Source organism: Acidomonas methanolica, assembly GCF_004346035.1.
Classification (GTDB): domain Bacteria; phylum Pseudomonadota; class Alphaproteobacteria; order Acetobacterales; family Acetobacteraceae; genus Acidomonas; species Acidomonas methanolica.
The window spans coordinates 1-16,552 of record NZ_SLZN01000040.1 but is presented as its reverse complement, the minus strand read 5'-3'; the positions used below and the strand labels follow the sequence as shown (position 1 = coordinate 16,552).

13 protein-coding genes and 1 pseudogene are annotated in these 16,552 nt (G+C 57.7%); 4 read left to right on the top strand and 10 right to left on the bottom strand.

Features of this window, described 5'->3' with window-relative positions; translation table 11 throughout:
* Positions 1–199 precede the first annotated feature (199 nt).
* Together EDC31_RS15795 and EDC31_RS15790 are read right to left on the bottom strand one after the other, a co-directional pair.
* Positions 200–4,228 (bottom strand): helix-turn-helix domain-containing protein, encoded by a 4,029-nt coding sequence (locus tag EDC31_RS15795; protein ID WP_042062363.1) that lies wholly within the window; start codon positions 4,226–4,228, stop codon positions 200–202.
* 238 nt (positions 4,229–4,466) lie between these two features.
* Positions 4,467–4,712, bottom strand: a pseudogene (locus tag EDC31_RS15790) (YrrC family ATP-dependent DNA helicase); the annotation flags it as partial.
* A gap of 241 nt (positions 4,713–4,953) precedes the next feature.
* On the opposite strand from EDC31_RS15790, the gene EDC31_RS15780 reads away from it, so the two are divergent.
* Positions 4,954–5,139: a hypothetical protein gene (locus EDC31_RS15780; protein WP_081797560.1), complete on the top strand. Its 186-nt coding sequence runs from the start codon at positions 4,954–4,956 to the stop codon at positions 5,137–5,139.
* 13 nt (positions 5,140–5,152) lie between these two features.
* Entirely contained in the window at positions 5,153–6,847 is a 1,695-nt protein-coding gene (locus EDC31_RS15775) for a recombinase family protein (protein ID WP_042058379.1), read from the top strand.
* Between the two features lie 224 nt (positions 6,848–7,071).
* On the opposite strand, the gene EDC31_RS15770 is transcribed toward EDC31_RS15775, so the two are convergent.
* From EDC31_RS15770 to EDC31_RS15740, 7 genes are all read right to left on the bottom strand, one after another.
* Entirely contained in the window at positions 7,072–9,045 is a 1,974-nt protein-coding gene (locus EDC31_RS15770) for a tetratricopeptide repeat protein (protein WP_081797558.1), read from the bottom strand.
* 2 nt (positions 9,046–9,047) lie between these two features.
* The gene (locus EDC31_RS15765) at positions 9,048–9,680 is read right to left on the bottom strand and encodes a hypothetical protein (protein WP_042058381.1); all 633 of its coding nucleotides are present in this window, start codon (positions 9,678–9,680) and stop codon (positions 9,048–9,050) included.
* A gap of 64 nt (positions 9,681–9,744) precedes the next feature.
* On the bottom strand, positions 9,745–10,299 hold the full coding sequence (locus EDC31_RS15760) for a 3'-5' exonuclease (protein WP_042058385.1): 555 nt from the start codon (positions 10,297–10,299) through the stop codon (positions 9,745–9,747).
* Positions 10,296–11,462 (bottom strand): hypothetical protein, encoded by a 1,167-nt coding sequence (locus EDC31_RS15755; RefSeq protein ID WP_042058387.1) that lies wholly within the window; start codon positions 11,460–11,462, stop codon positions 10,296–10,298. The genes EDC31_RS15760 and EDC31_RS15755 overlap by 4 nt, the downstream gene beginning before the upstream one ends.
* A complete protein-coding gene (locus EDC31_RS15750) occupies positions 11,462–12,358 on the bottom strand; it encodes an AAA family ATPase (protein WP_042058390.1) in 897 nt (298 codons plus the stop codon). The genes EDC31_RS15755 and EDC31_RS15750 overlap by 1 nt, the downstream gene beginning before the upstream one ends.
* On the bottom strand, positions 12,355–12,849 hold the full coding sequence (locus EDC31_RS15745) for an HORMA-1 domain-containing protein (protein ID WP_186820019.1): 495 nt from the start codon (positions 12,847–12,849) through the stop codon (positions 12,355–12,357). Before EDC31_RS15745 ends, EDC31_RS15750 begins: the two co-directional genes overlap by 4 nt.
* Before the next feature lies 1 nt (position 12,850).
* Entirely contained in the window at positions 12,851–13,795 is a 945-nt protein-coding gene (locus EDC31_RS15740; protein ID WP_042058392.1) for a CBASS oligonucleotide cyclase, read from the bottom strand.
* A 203-nt stretch (positions 13,796–13,998) separates the two neighbouring features.
* On the opposite strand from EDC31_RS15740, the gene EDC31_RS15735 reads away from it, so the two are divergent.
* Together EDC31_RS15735 and EDC31_RS15730 are read left to right on the top strand one after the other, a co-directional pair.
* Complete coding sequence (locus EDC31_RS15735) at positions 13,999–15,063, top strand: helix-turn-helix domain-containing protein (RefSeq protein WP_042058403.1); 1,065 nt, start codon at positions 13,999–14,001, stop codon at positions 15,061–15,063.
* Positions 15,064–15,066: 3 nt separating this feature from the next.
* The gene (locus EDC31_RS15730; RefSeq protein ID WP_042058395.1) at positions 15,067–15,558 is read left to right on the top strand and encodes a PIN domain-containing protein; all 492 of its coding nucleotides are present in this window, start codon (positions 15,067–15,069) and stop codon (positions 15,556–15,558) included.
* 245 nt (positions 15,559–15,803) lie between these two features.
* Here EDC31_RS15730 and EDC31_RS15720 read toward each other — a convergent pair whose 3' ends face one another.
* On the bottom strand, positions 15,804–16,439 hold the full coding sequence (locus EDC31_RS15720) for a Fic family protein (protein WP_081797559.1): 636 nt from the start codon (positions 16,437–16,439) through the stop codon (positions 15,804–15,806).
* Between the last annotated feature and the right edge of the window lie 113 nt (positions 16,440–16,552).

The window sequence follows — 16,552 nt, the reverse complement described above, 5'->3', positions numbered from 1 at the left end:
TCCAAAGCCAGCCCCCTTCCCGGCTCTCATCTTGAATCAGATCACGCCGCCAAGGGGAATCCCTAACGATTCAGTTCGTGCAGAAAACGCTCTAGATATTCCCGACCGGGTTCAATTTAGGAGACCTACAAAACGCGTCTAAAAAAACTCAGCAACCCATTTCCATTACGATTATCATTTTCATACACGACTTAACTTATCACCAGTCCCCCTGCTCAGCGGTTTGATCCTCGAATTTGGCGTCCGCTTCATATTGCGACGCGATCCTTTCCAAAAGAGCCCGCGTGCGAGGCCAGAGCAAAGCATGAGCTTTTGCATCATCACGATAGCGACGGGCCAAAACACGCTCCTGAGCACCACCATCCGTAGGCATGCGTGTCGTAACGCCACGACGGTTGAAGAGGCCTATAATAAAACCCCGTTCTAAGTCGTCATTGGCAACATCTTCGATTATGTCGCAAATCGCTTCTGGCGGCCACGGTTTGTCTTTGACACGTGCTGTCGCAGATAGAATCTCACCGATCTTTTCGTCCCCAATCTGAACGCGACCTGACGCCGCGCAGTCCGCACGGACAGCAGCCACCCATGCAGCGAGCTTTGGCGCATCAATCTTACCATCATCATCGCTGCCTGGCACACGTTTCCAGTCATTGAGGACGTGAAATGCCTGCGACGCGATAATGTTTGCACGTTCACGCTCATCGCTCGTCAATTCCGGCTCATTCTCATTTGTCGAACTATAAAGTGTCTTGAACAAAAAAAGAAAAAATTCAGGATCTTCAGCAAGAGCTTTGTGTAGGCTACGTGGTGGCCGCTCAGAATGCCGCAGAGCCTGAAAGTACGTCCATTCTAGCAAAACTAGCTCTGATTTATCGAAATCATCAGCATGATCGAGGCGTTCGAACATCTTTCCAGTATACCAAGAAATCATTCCGTTATTATCTTCGTCCGCTGTGTTTCCTGATGTCCCGACTGTAGACGGATGGCGCAATACCTTGAGAACCAGCGGCGACGACACAGGTATACGTACTTTCCCGGCAATAAATTGTAGTGCCGCTTTTCCTCGATTCACATTGAGTAGCTTATCAATAACGAAATCCAGAGATGCGGTCTCAGGTATTGCAAGGCTGTTTAATCCACTCCAATAACGATGTTCAACGTCGACACCAGCCTCGGCAACTAACGACCAAGTAGATATTTCCGGGGGGAGAATAAATGCAATTGCAAGAAGTTCATGAAGTGGCCGATGCGCGTCGATTGCAGAACGAAACCGAGCATACATTGGCTCTTCACCATGAAGCTTCAGCAGACCAGACAACAGCCCTCGGCTGAACTGTTCAGCATTCGCAAGACCACGTTGGAATCCTTCCTTAAGGAGGGCATTCTTATGCTCCTCAACAATTTCGCTGGAAGCCGCCGCGAACCCGAACACGCTTGGTTGCCTAATAGATAAGGCGAAATCGACGACCTCTTCTAGCGAGGACTCAGCAATGATCGCCTCCGCTGCAGAAATCTGTTTACGTTCGCGCCGAGCTTGATGTTCATCCCAGCTCAAATTAGGGGAATGATCGACATACCCGTCGTTAAACAGCCACGCGAATTCCTCTTTTGCACACTTTGGCTTTAGAAAATCAAAAATTTCCTTTAGCGGCTTCAGTTGGTCACCCTTCATCGCCCAATCCGCGTCAGAAAAACCTTCATGCTTGGCTATGAATGCCCGGAGCATATCGCGAAAAGCAACCTGTGCATCCGCATCAAAAATTGCCACAGCCGCACGGAGTTTCTGGACGGCGCGCGCTTGCCATTCAGGCTCAAAATTGGACCAATATCCGATTAGATTCTCCCAATGACTGGGCTCGTTACCTGCAGCTGCCAGCAAACGGTCTCCGATCGCGCGGTACATCGCATACAGCTCTCCATAAGTGACGGGTTCAGGTTCATTCGTTGAAAAATCACGCCATGAAGGCTTGGCTGACGGGAAAACGACACCTTGCTCCCTCGATGCCAGACTGCATAGAAGCCTCCACCCAACGTTTGGCCATTTCCTAACGATCTGATCAAGAAGCTGAATGCGCTCAGTAGCTGAGGCATAAGTTTCCGGATGCCATGGCAGAAAAATGCGAGTAAGACTCTCAAATGGGCGGTTTTGCATGCGTCCACCAGGATCCACATCCGCTAGCCGCGCGAGGATCATAGCTGCACGCCCTACATAATCAGTGCTCCAGCAAAGGATCTCCAATGCCCACATAAGGTCAGAAAGGTACTCGCTGGGGCCAAGCAGCCCCTCGTCACTGCGAAAAAGAGGCTTTAAGGGGCTCGGACCAAGCTTGAGGGCTTTATCAATAGCCTCAAGGAAAGCATCAGGTGCTGCCTCAGCAAGGCGTCGAAAATCACGCGACAGTGCCCACCAGCCTCGTCCGTCCGCATGAGTCAGCAATGTTTCAACAGCATGCGATGCGAGACTAGCAGCATTGGGAATACCCTCAGCGCGTTCAGGATAGACGCCGAGCGCAATCATTGCTTCGCCGAGGCCGCGCCGTAGATTAGACGAGACTTGCTTCGGAGCGCTGCGATCAAGGCGCCAACGTTGCTCAGGGTCGTCATACGCCGGATCAGCTGCACTCAGGGTTTCGCGAAAAACAGCTATAAAAAGGTCCATCAACGCTGGGGTAATTTGGTCCGCCAACAAAAACCAAGAATCGCGCAGCGATGCGAGTTTCCAGACTGACCCGGAACGACGCATCGGTCCGTCGAGCGCTGCCGCAAACGGCACCATCCCCACTTCTAACGCATCGTAATCGAGTCCCGTCAAACGCGAAAGTATTGCGCGATCTAGAGGATTGTCTCGATCCCATGCTCCCGCCAGCACGGCTCCCATAAGGGCGCGCGACACAGGTGGCTTGGCCCAGTCAGGTTGACGAACGGGGCTTTTTGGCATCAACCGGCGCAATATTACGAGGCTTCGTCCAGCGGCTTGTGCATACTTCTTAGCTTCCTGTTCAGGTAGACCGGCATCAGTCAGCGCCACTTCAATCGTGTGTCGCCAGGCTCGCGGCAGACGAATTACTGTCGTCGGCGTCCCGACATCGGAACCAAACGCAACAAAGACATGATGTCCTTCCCGCGAAAGACGCGCGGCAAGACCAGGATCGCCACCACTTAAGATGATAACCAGCTTAGCATTCAACCCTGCTAGTTCGCGGGCGGCTGCCTCAGAATCCGCGACAAGAGTCCGACTTAGCCAATAGAGGCGTTCACGTTCTGGCAAAGGCTCGATCGCGGCGTAAAGAAAGGCGATTGCCTCATCGACGGCTTCGGTCTGCACTGACAGAACGCTTGGCTCGGCATAAAGCCAACGCAGAATTTGGGTTGCTTCTTCGTCTCGATCAGCTTTCACGATGTCGCATGTGAGAGGAAATTTTGTCGCCAATGACCATTCCTCAAACGCATCGGTGACGCTTCTAACACCCTGCGGACGACGCCCCATCCGGACTGCCAACCATTCCGCCACCCCGGCATGCAGTTCCAGCCAATGAACAAGCATATCTCCATCAATAACGCGAACGTCCCGCCAAACTCCTTCCGCACGCTTTGCCGCAGCCCATTCGTCTTTTTTGGGCCAACGATGTGGAGTGACAAAGATATAGCAGGTCTCTGCCGGCACGACCCCGAGTGGCTTGACGGACCGTTTAGCGTAATCTTCTTCCGCCTTATGTGCGATCTTCTGCCGTTGGGCACCGAGTTCCCAAACCGATTGGCCCTCCGGAACAAACTGCGTTGCAATAGTCGCTACGCAAATGCCATCCCACCCCGCATGCTGAATACTTTCATCCGATGGGAACCGTATAGCCATGGGCCCGCAACTCACCACGAGCAAACGACTGATCAACTCGGGCAATGCTGCAGGCCCATCACGACGGACTGCCCATTGCGAAAGGTCCTCAGCGGTAATCCAGCGCAATACATGCCCAGCTCCAACGAAAGATGTTGGTCGCCGTGTTGTGCTGCCAGTTACTGCACCACCCTCGGTAAAACGAATACCTTGCCGCTCCAAGGCAGATGTAATTGCTTGAGCGTTATTTGCGACGGGAGTGCGCCCCCCTCGCTCGAAATCAGCCACCGTCGACACGGCGACGCCGGCTTCGTCCGCTAATTGTGCCTGAGTCCACGCAATCAATGCGCGAGCTGCCTTAACCTGAACAGGGGAGGGGAAGGTTTTGTTTGCCATATGACGTCATATAAAAAATATGACCTTATAAAGCAACATAAATATGCGACGATTTGCGTATAAAGAAATTTGATATGGGGTCCCGCCAGAGGCGATTAGGGATTGCGACCCGATGCCCGCGCAAGGACTTCGGCCGAGCCATTAAAACGCGATGGATCTATGAGCATGGAGCAGCGTCTATGTCTCTGCGCGGCTGCGATCGGGACGAACTCGGGAAAGCCATGCCAATGGACAAAACAGCCTTGAGGAACTCGGCCTTGAACTGCAGCCCATGGGTATGATCGTTGAACCAGCGCCCCGACATCTGCACGAACTCGCCCGCCGAGATCATGGCGGCATGGCCGACAACCGTGACCAGATCGCGCTGCCCCCGCACCTTCACCCGCAGAACGCAGAAGCCGTTCTCGGCATTGTGGAACGTCACCCGCTCGACCAGTCCCGCCAGCGTCTCCATGGGCGAGGAGTCGGAGGCGCGCCCGTTCATCCGCGCTGTCGGAAGAGCGGCATTCCCACATCGTTCATGATCCACCCTCCCCTTTCGTGACGCCGTCTTACGCCAGTATTTGTACGACGCGCCTGTATCCGGGACTACCCATAACTACGATTCCGCACGCTGGAGCACGCCCATGCACGATCCTCCATAATGCGGATTTCCTTTGAAATAACAGCCATCTGTCCGGATCGTGTGTCTGTTTTCCTTGCCATACGGTCGGAAGAGAGCAACGATGACGGACAGACCCAGCCAGTCGATTGCCCCGGCGTATCGGCCACCCGAACCCGAATTACGGCTCGTCCTACGCCCCAATACCCCTGACCCGCGTCTCGTGGCGCTCGCCCGCCTCATGGCCCGTCGGGCGGCACGGGACTGGTTCCGGTCGCAACAACAGGAGCGCCGCCGCTCCGGACCGTAAGGGATGCCTCGTCATGAAGGTCGCGCTCTACGCCCGCTATTCCTCCGATAACCAGCGCGACGCTTCGATCGCCGACCAGCTTCGCGTCTGCCGCACCCACGCGGAGAAACAGGGCTGGACCATCGTCGAGGAGTATACCGACCACGCCATTTCTGGCGCATCGCTGATGCGACCCGGCATCCAGGCGCTGATCGCGGATGCACAGCGCGGGCGCTTTGCGATCGTGCTGGCCGAGGCGATGGATCGCCTCTCCCGCGACCAGGAAGATATCGCTGGCGTCTTCAAGCGCATGAACTATGCCGGTGTGCGGATTGTCACCCTCTCTGAGGGCGAGGTGTCCCACCTTCACGTCGGCCTCAAGGGCACGATGAACGCCCTGTTTCTGAAAGATCTAGCCGAGAAGACGCATCGCGGCCTGCGCGAGCGGGTGGAACAGGGCAAATCCGGCGGCGGGAACGCCTATGGTTATGATGTTGTGCGCAGGCTCGACGCCAATGGCGAGCCCATCCGGGGCGACCGCACCATCAATCCAACGGAAGCCGACGTGGTCCGTCGCATCTTTCGCGACTTCGCATCCGGGCTGGGACCGCGCGCCATCGCCTTCCGTCTCAACGACGAAGGCATCTCAGCCCCAGGCAGCGGTGCTTGGGGCTTCTCGACCATCACCGGCAACCGGGCGCGCGGTACCGGCATCCTCAACAATGAGATGTATGTCGGAAAATTGGTCTGGAACCGCCAGCGCTTCATCAAGGATCCCGACACCGGCAAGCGCCAGGCACGGATGAACCCGGAATCCGAATGGGTGATCCAGGAGGTGCAAGACCTGCGGATCGTCGATCAGGAGTTGTGGGATGCGGTCAAGGCGCGGCAGGCCAGCGTCAGTGCCAGCCGGGACACACGTGACACGTCATCGCCCGACCATTTCCGCGAGAAGCGCCGACCCCGCTATCTCTTCTCCGGTCTGAGCAAATGCGGCTGCTGCGGTGGCGGCTATTCCATGATCTCCGGCGCACTACTCGGCTGCTCGACAGCACGCAACAAGGGCACCTGCGACAACCGGACCAATATGCGCCGGGAAGAACTGGAACGACGCGTGCTCGACGCCCTGCGTCACCACCTCATGGATCCGGACCTGTTCGCCGAGTTCTGCACAGCCTTCACCACCGAGATGAACCGGCTGCGTATGGAAGCCTCCGCCGACATCGGCGCATCAGAGGCGGAACTGAAGCGGGTGGAACGCGACATCCAGCGCCTGATGGATCTTTATCTTTCAGAAGCGATCTCGATCGAAACCGTCAAGGAACGCGGATCGAAGCTCGAAGCCCGCAAGGCAGAACTCAAGGAATTCCTCGCCACCGCCGAAGCGCCGCCTCCCCTGCTCCATCCGCAGATGGCGGAGTTCTACCACCGGCAGCTCGCGCGCCTGCACGATATGCTGCATTCTGAACTGGACGAGAAGCGCCAGGAGGCAGCCGAGGTGATCCGCTCGCTGATCGAGGCGATCATTCTCACACCTTCCGACAAAGGACTCCAGATCGATGTCCGGGGCGATCTTGCCGGCATCCTGACGGTGGCGTCGGGCAGCGGACAAACGAAAACCCCAGCCCGTTTCCGGACTGGGGTTCGTGATGCGTTGGCATCGCAAGTTCAGATGGTTGCGGGGGCTCGCAGCCTACGAGACCGCCATTCCCTTGAGGTGTCAGTTTAACCTACGCCAGTTGGACGGTTTCCACGAATACATTCGAATCTCGCGCGGTCCTGCAAATACCGCCGATTGCCGCACAAGATGAGCATCTATTTCCTTTATCATCAATCGGATAGCTCATTAAGAGGCGTTTGGGTTGCGAGGATGGTTCCGCATGCCCGATCAACAGGGCACATGCAGGTACGCCGCCGTTTCTACGCTACATACTCCTATGTAGGTAGGCTTCGTTAATCTTGGTGAGGTGGGAAGAAGGCCGGCATATCACTTCGGAGTTTCGCAGCGAGCTCGTGATCTGGGAAGCGGTCGATGGCCGTCGTCCAAATTGCCAAAGCCTCAATCTTCTCCCCCCTGTTCCAGTGAGCGCCGCCGAGATTGAACATCGCCAAGTCGTAATCGGGATCCAGCGCGAGAGCCTTCTCATAGGCGTCGATGGCCTGCGCGGACTGGCCAAGATCGCCGTAGGCCGCGCCGAGCTGAAACCAGCTCATGGCGTCAGGCTGGATGCGCTCGGCCTGTTCGCGCAAGATTGGCAGGCTCTCTTCAAACCGACCGAGAAAGTTGAGGGCGGTCCCGAGACAGTAGCCGTAGTGACCGCCCGCCAGATCGTAGGCCTTCCGAAAACAGAACTCGGCCTCGGCCCAGTCCGCTTCATCTTGCGCCCAGTGCCCAAGGCGATCCCATAAGAAGGCGACTTCATCCTTGTCGTCGACGTGCTCGATTTGGCGATCGAACTCGGCGCGGAACTCCGCGTAGGTCCGGCGAACATCCTCTCCCTCCGCTCGCAGGTACAAGGTCGCCAACAGTAGCTCGCGACGGCCTCCGGAGGTGTCGGGGTGGGCGCCGACATAGCGGTGCCAGAAGCCCAGCGCTTGGCGCGCGTTCTCCGCCGTTGTCCGACCGAAGCTCGCCACCAGCCGTGCGAAAAACGGCCAGATCCATGGCTCGCAGTCAGCCTGGACAAGGAGGCCATTGATCTCACGGAACGCCGCGCTCCCCTCTCCCATGTTGAAGAGCACGTTGGCTCTCCACCCTGCAACGCCGGCCGCCTTGGCGCGCGTAGGGTCGGTGAAGACGGCCTGATCCAGATGCGCGAGGGCGTGCTTCCACTCGCCGTGGCGCACGTAGAATTGGGCCAAGGCATTGTGAGCTTCAGGAAGGTGCGGGCTCAGCCGCAAGGCTTCGCGATAGTGCTCAACTGCTCGCTTCTCATCTCCGAGCCGCTCAAAGCTCGTCCCGATGTTCTTATGGCCTTTGGATGCCAGTTCCGGCGTATTGGCGAACGCGTGATCGGCGAGAGCCGCCTCATAGGCGGCCTTGGCGTCTTCCTCTTGGCCGAGCGCCGAGAAGGCGTTGCCGATCGTGTAGTGAAGGCTGCCCGGCTCGTAGCGGCCCAAGTCGAGCTGATTCCTGAAAAACTTCACGGCGTCTTCGATCCGGGCGCGCGACCGACTTAACCCCGCCATCCCCAGGTTGACCTCAGCCATGTAAGCGGGGCCCATGGGTTCGTTGCCCACCCCGAGCACTGCTGCGAATCGATCGAAGGCCGCACTGATCACTGTGTCGGCGTCCTGATCGTAGAGGTGCGCAAGGAGTTGGCTAGCCACGGCCGGATCGTCCGGAACATGGATATCCGGAATACCATGCCGAACGAGGCCAGCAACGTCGCTAGGCGCCGCCAGGGTCTGCTCGATCCGACGATCGCGCGCCGCCCGCGCCGCGGATCTAGCCATAGTGGCCAGCCGATCCAGCCGCGCGTTCGTCAGTTCGTCAGTGAAATTGACGGTGAGCGATTGCTGGTGGGTCCAATTTTTTCCCGCGTGCTCGTATTGGTGGAGAACAGTCTCCGCTGGGCAGATGCGCAACGACGACGTCGGGATATGATAAGCGGCGTAGAAGCTGTGCGGGTGCATGAGCAGGTAATTCAGATTCGAGCGGCTGACCTCAATGCTGAGAGAGGCATCCGCGTTGAGCGGGCGTTCGGTCCCTTTGAGCTGCACGTGGACCCTGATGTTGGTGGCCTGCTCCTGATTGACGACTTCTATCTCACAGTCCGTTCCATAGTCCTTGCGGTCGGCGCGTTGGAGGATGAAGCGACCACTCGCCGCTAGGCGTGCCTGGAAGGCCGTTTCCGCCTTCTCCTCCGTGACATGATTGGCATCACGCTTCGGCAGGTCGTCGAGGTGGTCCAAATCGTCAGCCATCACTAACCCTTGCGCGTAATGAAGGCGAAATCAGTGGCGCCCGCTTTCGCGGACAACTCCAGCCAGTTCTCGTTGAAGTCGGGCAGGTTGGCATGCTCGAGCGCAGCGGCGGCCACCGCAGCGCAGTAAGCGATCCCGACATGCACGGTCGACCCTAGGAAATTGAGGAATCGGGTCAGGTCTGGCGGGTAAGCCAGGTCGGTATCGCTGTCAAAGATACGGTGCCGTTCGCCATCCACGAAGGTGTTGATCGCACTCTCCAACACCGCGTAGCCCAGAAACGCCTCGGCCGGCGCGCCAGGTTGCGTCAGAACGGCATTGAGCTCGGGCCGCCATTCGAGGGTCTTCTGACTGAGCGCGGGGTTGACGTGACCAACCGCGATGTTCCGGATGTACTTGGCGAATTCGAAGCTGCGCCGATGGGGCGTGATGATCTCGGAAATCGCCGGATGATCCTTGTAGAGTGCACGACAGATCAGTTCGAGATCGGTGACGTTCGCGCAGGACACCAGGAGCTGTTTCACCAGAATAAGCCGGACGCCGTCATCGGTAGGGCCGGTTTCAAGGGCGGCGTCGGCGGCGACGAGATCACCGTGGGCCAAGCGGGCAGAAATGGTGATATGAACAAAATTCATGGAAGAAGTTTACACCAGATCGTTGCAACAAAAGCAATGCGAGAGGAACTCGACAGACTACAGCTTAAAGTGAGCTCATGAGGTCACGCCATATCAAACGAAATATCTCCGCTTGATATTGAGCATCTCGCAAAGCTTCGTGTGTACCAGAAAGATCGGGCTTGAGATGTTCCGCGATCTTGCTGGAGCGCGTATCGCTCCAAGAACAGCGCGTCGCTCCCATGTACAGCGCCTTGATGTCCAAAGCTGTGAATCCGAACGGGTTTTCACCCGTGAAGCGATGAAAGTAGTAGTTCACGAAAGACCAATCGAACGGCGCATTGAACCCGACGAAGACGAGCGTTTCACCCGGATGAGCCAACGTCGCCAGCCAGTCCGAGAATGCCTTCATCGCTGCTGCGGGATCGAGCCCCCGCTGGCTAATGTCTTTCATCGAAAGCCCAGTAACCTCCAGCGCCTTCGCGTCGAACTTGTCGTTGATGGGTTTGACCTCCACGGTGAAGCCGTTGTCCGGATCGAAGACGGAGCAGGCACCGATCGACAGCAGGCTATACTCGCCGGGAATTGGGCCTGACGTCTCGACATCGACCGAGACGAATATTTCGCGGGGGTTGGTCATGAGATCAAAGGCTCCGTTGGAACGAGCGTCGGGCGATTGCGAATGGCGTTCCAATGCTCCCGGAAGGCGCGCCTGCGCTCATCAACACCGCCAGCGGTCTTCCAGTGATGACCGGCAAAGGTCGCAATGTCGAACGGCAGGTTCGCACCCTCTCGCGCGGTGACCATGGTCGGCAGACCGCGTCCCAACGCATAACCCAGTTCAAGAAAGCAGTTTGGCCGGGCACCGGTAATGTCGGCAAGGACAACGCTGCTACGATGGAGCTTGGCGAATATTTCCTGATCGATCCGCGCATGATCATAGGTTTGCCGTCCGTCGATAACGATCAGACGGTATCCGAGTTCATCCTCGAGCACCGGCTTCGCCACCACGCCAAAAAAATCCTGCACACTCGCGTAGTCCTCATGGTCGGGGTTCAAGAGGCGCACGGCGAACGCCTTGGGGCGGTCGAGAGATTCGAGCAGATCGATCACGGCTGACACGCGATCTGGAATGCTCTGCCGTTTCGGGAAGCCGATGCGGTTGATCCAGTCATGCGCATCGCCGTCATCGGCAATTTGGAACAGGCGGCGCGTTTGAGCACTTGCGAGACCGAAGGCGTAGAGCCGGCGCGCACCCTTCGTTTCAGCCCCGATCGGAACGTTCAAGGGTACGATAGGCTTGTCGGCATCGTGGTAGAGGTTCGCTAGGTATAAAACCCCTTCGTCGCCGCCGAGTGCAATCAGCACGTCACCAAAACGCGCCTGCGCCTCCATGCGCTTGCTGTTCATGTTCCAATAGGCTGCGCTCTCGATCTTGATCAGTTGCGAAGCTCGAAGCTCGTCCCACAGATCGAGATATTCTTCGGGTATCTGCTCCTCGGTCTTGTGGTGCTGCACGGCGACAATGAACGGCCCCGGCACATTCTGGGGTCGATGGATGAGACTGTCCTTCACCGTTTTCCAGACCAGCCAGTCGAAGCAGACAGGCAGCCCATCGACGTCCCGCTTGGGTTCAGCATCGACGGGAATGGCGAAGTTGGCGCCACGTTTGACCAGTTCCTTGACCAGCAGGGCGATCAGTTCGCGTGCGGCCTCAACATCGGCCGTCGGTGCGAGCGTCAGATCGTTTACGACACTGCCGGAAATGTGGATGCGCCGTCCGTACAGAGGAGACCGGGCCATTATTTGTCCTCCATGACAGGAGACGCATGAAGGGTGGAGGCTACCGTCGTCAGGTCCTCGAAGCTTAAGGGCCGGTCAGGATAGGCCCTGGCAAGTGCCGCAGGATAGAGCCGGGTGCGAATGTCCGAGTATGTCCAGGATGGATGGCGATCCCGCGCGCCGGTCAGCCGCGTCAACTCGCCGAGTTGCGGCTGCGCAAGTCCGAGACCGGCAAGGTCCATCTGGAAAAGCTGCCGGCGTTCAGAATCGCTGGGGCGGGCGAACATCTCGATGATAGCAGCACGCCGACGCAAGGCCGGGTCGAGGACCGACAGGCGGTTGGTGCAGAGGATCACGACGACCCGCCCGCCATACTGCCTGAGATCGTCGATTCCCTGGATCAGCGTGTTCACCGCCACCTTGTCTTCATGATGGCTGTGATCCTGCGCGCGGGACGCCGCCAAGCTGTCGCCTTCATCGATGATCAGGATCGCGCGCCGGGTTTTTCCGGCCGACTGCGCGACCTTCCGGAAGGCTTCGGCGATCAGGGTGCCCATCTCGCCAACCATGCCGTTGCCGCGCACCCGGTTCGACAGCTTGAACAGTATCGAATCCGAACTGCGTGCCTCGGCCACTAGGCGGTTAGCGATGCATTCCGCCATAGCCGTCTTGCCGGTGCCGACATCCCCGTGGAAAATCACCAGCGGATATTGCTCGGCGGCGAGATCGCACAGCACAAGCTTGCCGCCATGATGTTTCCTGTTCCACTCGCCGAGCGCGCCGACATTCAGCAGGAGACGAAGCTGATCGTGAACGCGGAGGTAGCGCTGATCGAAGCCGAGCAGCGTTTTCTCGCGCTTGGCTAGGGTATCGCTCGGAAGCGCGATTTCGCTGTCAAAAATGCTCGCCTGGCTCATGCGGCCCAATCCTTCCTCTGCATCCCGTAAGTACTGCTGACATAGTTGCGACCTCCGGATGAACTGAGGCCAGAATGGCTGGTATCGGCGCTCGTTGGAGTCCAGCCGATTCTGAGTTTGCCACGTGTCGCTTCACGCGCCGCGCTTGTATAGGCATCGGTGTAGCTGATGACGATCCGCAGATCGGCGCCGTTCACACGAGGCCACAACACCCCGCCCGGACGGCTGGTGCTCAACGTTCCCGCATCGGTATCGACATCGAAGCGAACGGCTTTCAGTTCGACGCCATATTGAAGCAAGGTCACATCAACCCATGCGAGATAGCCCGCCTTGGCGAGCACCTCGATATCGTGGGCATAGTCGGCGGCTTTCTGCGGCGTCCATGCGCCAGTGCTGTCGGCGATCATCGCGAGGTCAGCCCGCACTCGCCGCGCCACGTTCTCAATATCCGTCGTCGTATAGGTGGCCGAAGCCGTTCTCGTCTGGCTCATGTCAATCCTCCACCTTGAAACCCGGCCCGAAGACTTCTTTCCAGACCGCATCGTCGTCCTCGACCGATGCAAAGTTTACTGTCTCCCAGGCCTCCTGCGCCGCCGCGACGATCTCCTGCCGCTCCGCCTCGGAAATCCGGCTGGTGACGTTATTCAGGCTATAGACGGGATCGAAAATCACCACCGGGTCGGAAAAGGTGCCAAGCGGCAGCGTGTTCTCCGGAAAGCTGATCTGCTCCTTGAGGCCGCTCTGCGCGATGTAGAGAAGGAAGTTACGGAAGCGCTGTTCGATGCTGCCATCCTTACCCTGAATGGCGAGTACGTGTGCCATGATGAGTTCGATGGCGAAGGACTTGAGCGGCTTGATCTCCGCATAGTTGCGCCATTTCTTGGCCATGCGAACCAAGGTGCGGAAATCACCGTCGTGGTTCTTGCGGTCGCGCACGAATTGGATCTGGCAGGGGGCGCAGGTCTGGATCTTCGAGCCGTCATGAATGTCGAACTGCCAGCCATAGCCCGGACGGTTCTCGTCCTCGATCACCGGCACGATGTCGACGCTCAATCCCGTGCCGACGAAGGTCACGGTTGCCGCTTTGCGCTGGATCTCGAAATCTTCGACCGATTTGTTGGGGTAAATCTTGATCAGCAGATCGTAGATCGTTGCACTGAGGCTATCGAGCGTTTCCTTGCTGGCATCCCGCCCCGAGATGTAAAAAACGACATCAACATCGACGGGATCATAGGTCGTCTTGCGCAGGATCGTGAATTTGGCGAATGACCCCGCCTTCACAACCTTGGTGATCTTGATCTCGGTCTTGTCCTTGACGCTCTTACGCAACACATCGATCAGCCGATCGACCTGCGCATGATATTCCTTGCGTTTGTCCGCCGGCAGGCGGAGCACATTGCTGTCGTAGTTGCGAAGCTCGGTATTGGTGAGAGCCATGATCGTTCCTGCGGGCCTGATGCTGATCGAAACGACCGGGAACAGGCCAGCCCCCGCATCGACGCAAACGGTTTACAAAATTATCGACTTTCCGACTATAGCCATCCAGATGGGGAGCAATAAACGCTATTTCAAGAAGTTTCAGTTTACAAAATTGATCCCATATCATAAACATGGAAACCGAACACCGCAAGGAGACCGCCATGATCGGAAATAAGCTCAAGGTCGCGCGATCCGCGTCAGGCCTCTCTCTGCGCGCGCTTGCCGATGCGATGGATGGAGTCGTCTCCGCTCAGGCCATTGGTAAATACGAGCGAAACGAGGATATGCCGAGTTCGCGCGTCCTGATCACGCTCGCCAAGGCGCTCCACGTTTCGGAGGAATACCTGCTGAGCGAGGACGAACTTTCGCTAGAGGGTGTGGATTTTCGAAAGAAGGTCGGCACGTCCTCAAAGGAGGAGGCTGCCCTGGAGGCGCACGCCATACATATGCTGGAGCGCTATCTGGCCGTGGAAGACCTGCTTCATATGCGAAGCGTCGAATGGGAACAGCCGCGTAGCGCGCCGCATCCGGTCGCCGAGATTCGCGATGCGGAGGACGCCGCCCGCTCCGTTCGTGAGGATTGGGGTCTTGGCAATGATCCAATCCCTCAGCTTGCCGAGCTTCTGGAAGAGCGTGGGATCAAGGTACTCTCGCTCGACCTCGACAATGTCGATGGCCTTGCCGCCAAAGTGCGCCGCAAGGAGCGGGACGCCGCGCGCGTGATCGTGGTCAAGCGGAGTACGTGGTCCGAGCGAAAAAGGTTCAATCTGGCTCATGAACTCGGCCACATGGTCATCGCCCCCTCGGATGGGGTTGATGAGGAGAAGGCCGCGCATCGGTTCGCTGGGGCTTTCCTGATACCGGCCGACGTTCTGCGCGCGGAAGTTGGCGCCCACCGCTCGTCGATCAGTATCGGCGAACTGGTCGCTCTGAAAAAACGCTTTGGTGTGAGCATTCAGGCGCTCGCCTACCGCTGCAAGGATCTCGGCATCATCAACCAGTCAGCCTGCGCTCGACTGTTCAAGATATTTGCCGAACGGGGATGGCGGACTGCTCCATATGAGGAGCCGGAGAGCTTGGCTCCTGAAATGGAGGAACCGCATCGCTTCGAGCGTCTATGCTACCGCGCGCTTGCCGAAGGTGTCATCGGGGAGTCGCGGGCGGCCGAACTTCTTGGCATTTCCGTGCGCGAGCTTGACAAGCGACTGGATCAGGTGGCGGTTTGACCTGTGACCATTCTCGTTTCAGATACATCGGTCCTGATAGACCTCGAAAGGGCTGCCCTGCTTGAGGCGATGTTTCTCCTGCCGTTCGAGTTTACCGTGCCTGATCTCCTTTACGCGAGGGAGCTTGCCGGTGAACTCGGCGACAGGCTGATAGAGCTAGGCTTGCGAATAGAAGAGCTTACACCCGTCGAGTTGCGACGCGCGACCGCCGTCAATCGTCAGCATAGCCGGCTCTCGGTTCCGGATACCTTCGCGTTCGCCATCGCCGAGTCCCGGGGTTGGGGACTGCTGACCGGCGACGGCACGCTACGCGAACTGGCGGTCGCCGAGCAGGTCGATATGCACGGTGTTCTCTGGATTTTCGACCAACTTGCGGACGGCAATCATGTAGGCTTCGATCGCCTACATGGAGGCCTAAGCAGCCTATTCGCCCATCCTCGATGTAGATTGCCCGCAAATGAGGTGCGGCGGCGACTGGCGCGTTTTGCTCAATAACATTGGCCATATTATGCCAGCCGTCCGACTGCGGTGGCCACTGGGCTACGATCTATTGTTATATGTGTTGGTTCTTTCAGGGTCATACATGTGTCAATCACAATTCAATCGATAGGATTGCGCAGAGGAGACGAACTGGCTGAACCGGGAACGCCAGACCAATGGCGATGCCTGGAAGGCCGAGCTGGTGAAGATCGAGAAACAGATCGCACTATAGTCGAAGCCACGCTTGCCGGTACCTAAACTCATTGCCCGTGAGTTCGACGATACCGCCCTTTGCGTCGAGAGCCGACATACACCAGTAGCTTCGCCTGCTGGAGGCCACGAATGTCCCGCCGCGCCGTCTTCAAGCTCACCTTCCACGTCGCCATGATTTCAGTAGCGCCGCATCGGTCACCTTCCGCGACTTTCGTCAGAAACCAGTGCTGCCGCTCATTGAGCTCCACCCTTTCAGGGTCATTTATTGGGTCACGATCAGGGTCATCTTCAGGGTCATTTTGCCGGTTTCCCCGGTTTGATGGCTCGAAAGCCGCTTCACCAGCAGCGTAGGCATCTTTTGCTTTCGCCAGAGAATACCGATCCACCTGATCAGGCGCTCGCCTCGATGCCGGGCCTTCAATCAGGCCGAGAACGAAGGCCCGGATTACAGGCGAAGAAACTACGAGGCGCAGGAAATACACGGTATCCGGCCCGTGCTGCCCTGAAAGCCAATGCTTGACAGTTCTCTCGCTTGCATCCGTCTGGCGCATGAGTTGTTTGACGGCCCGATGGCTGTCGCCATGCTCCTTGCGGAGCAGTTCCGCGATGGTCTGAGCGTAAACCTCGCGCCCACTGAGGACGCCTTTCCAGATTGGTAATCTCCTGCCCTTTTTCTGCAACATCTTCCGTTTCCTCCGCAACTAGAGCGTTTTCTGCACGAACTGAATCGTTAGGGATTCCCCTTGGCGGCGTGATCTGATTCAAGATGAGAGCCGGGAAGGGGGCTGGCTTTGGA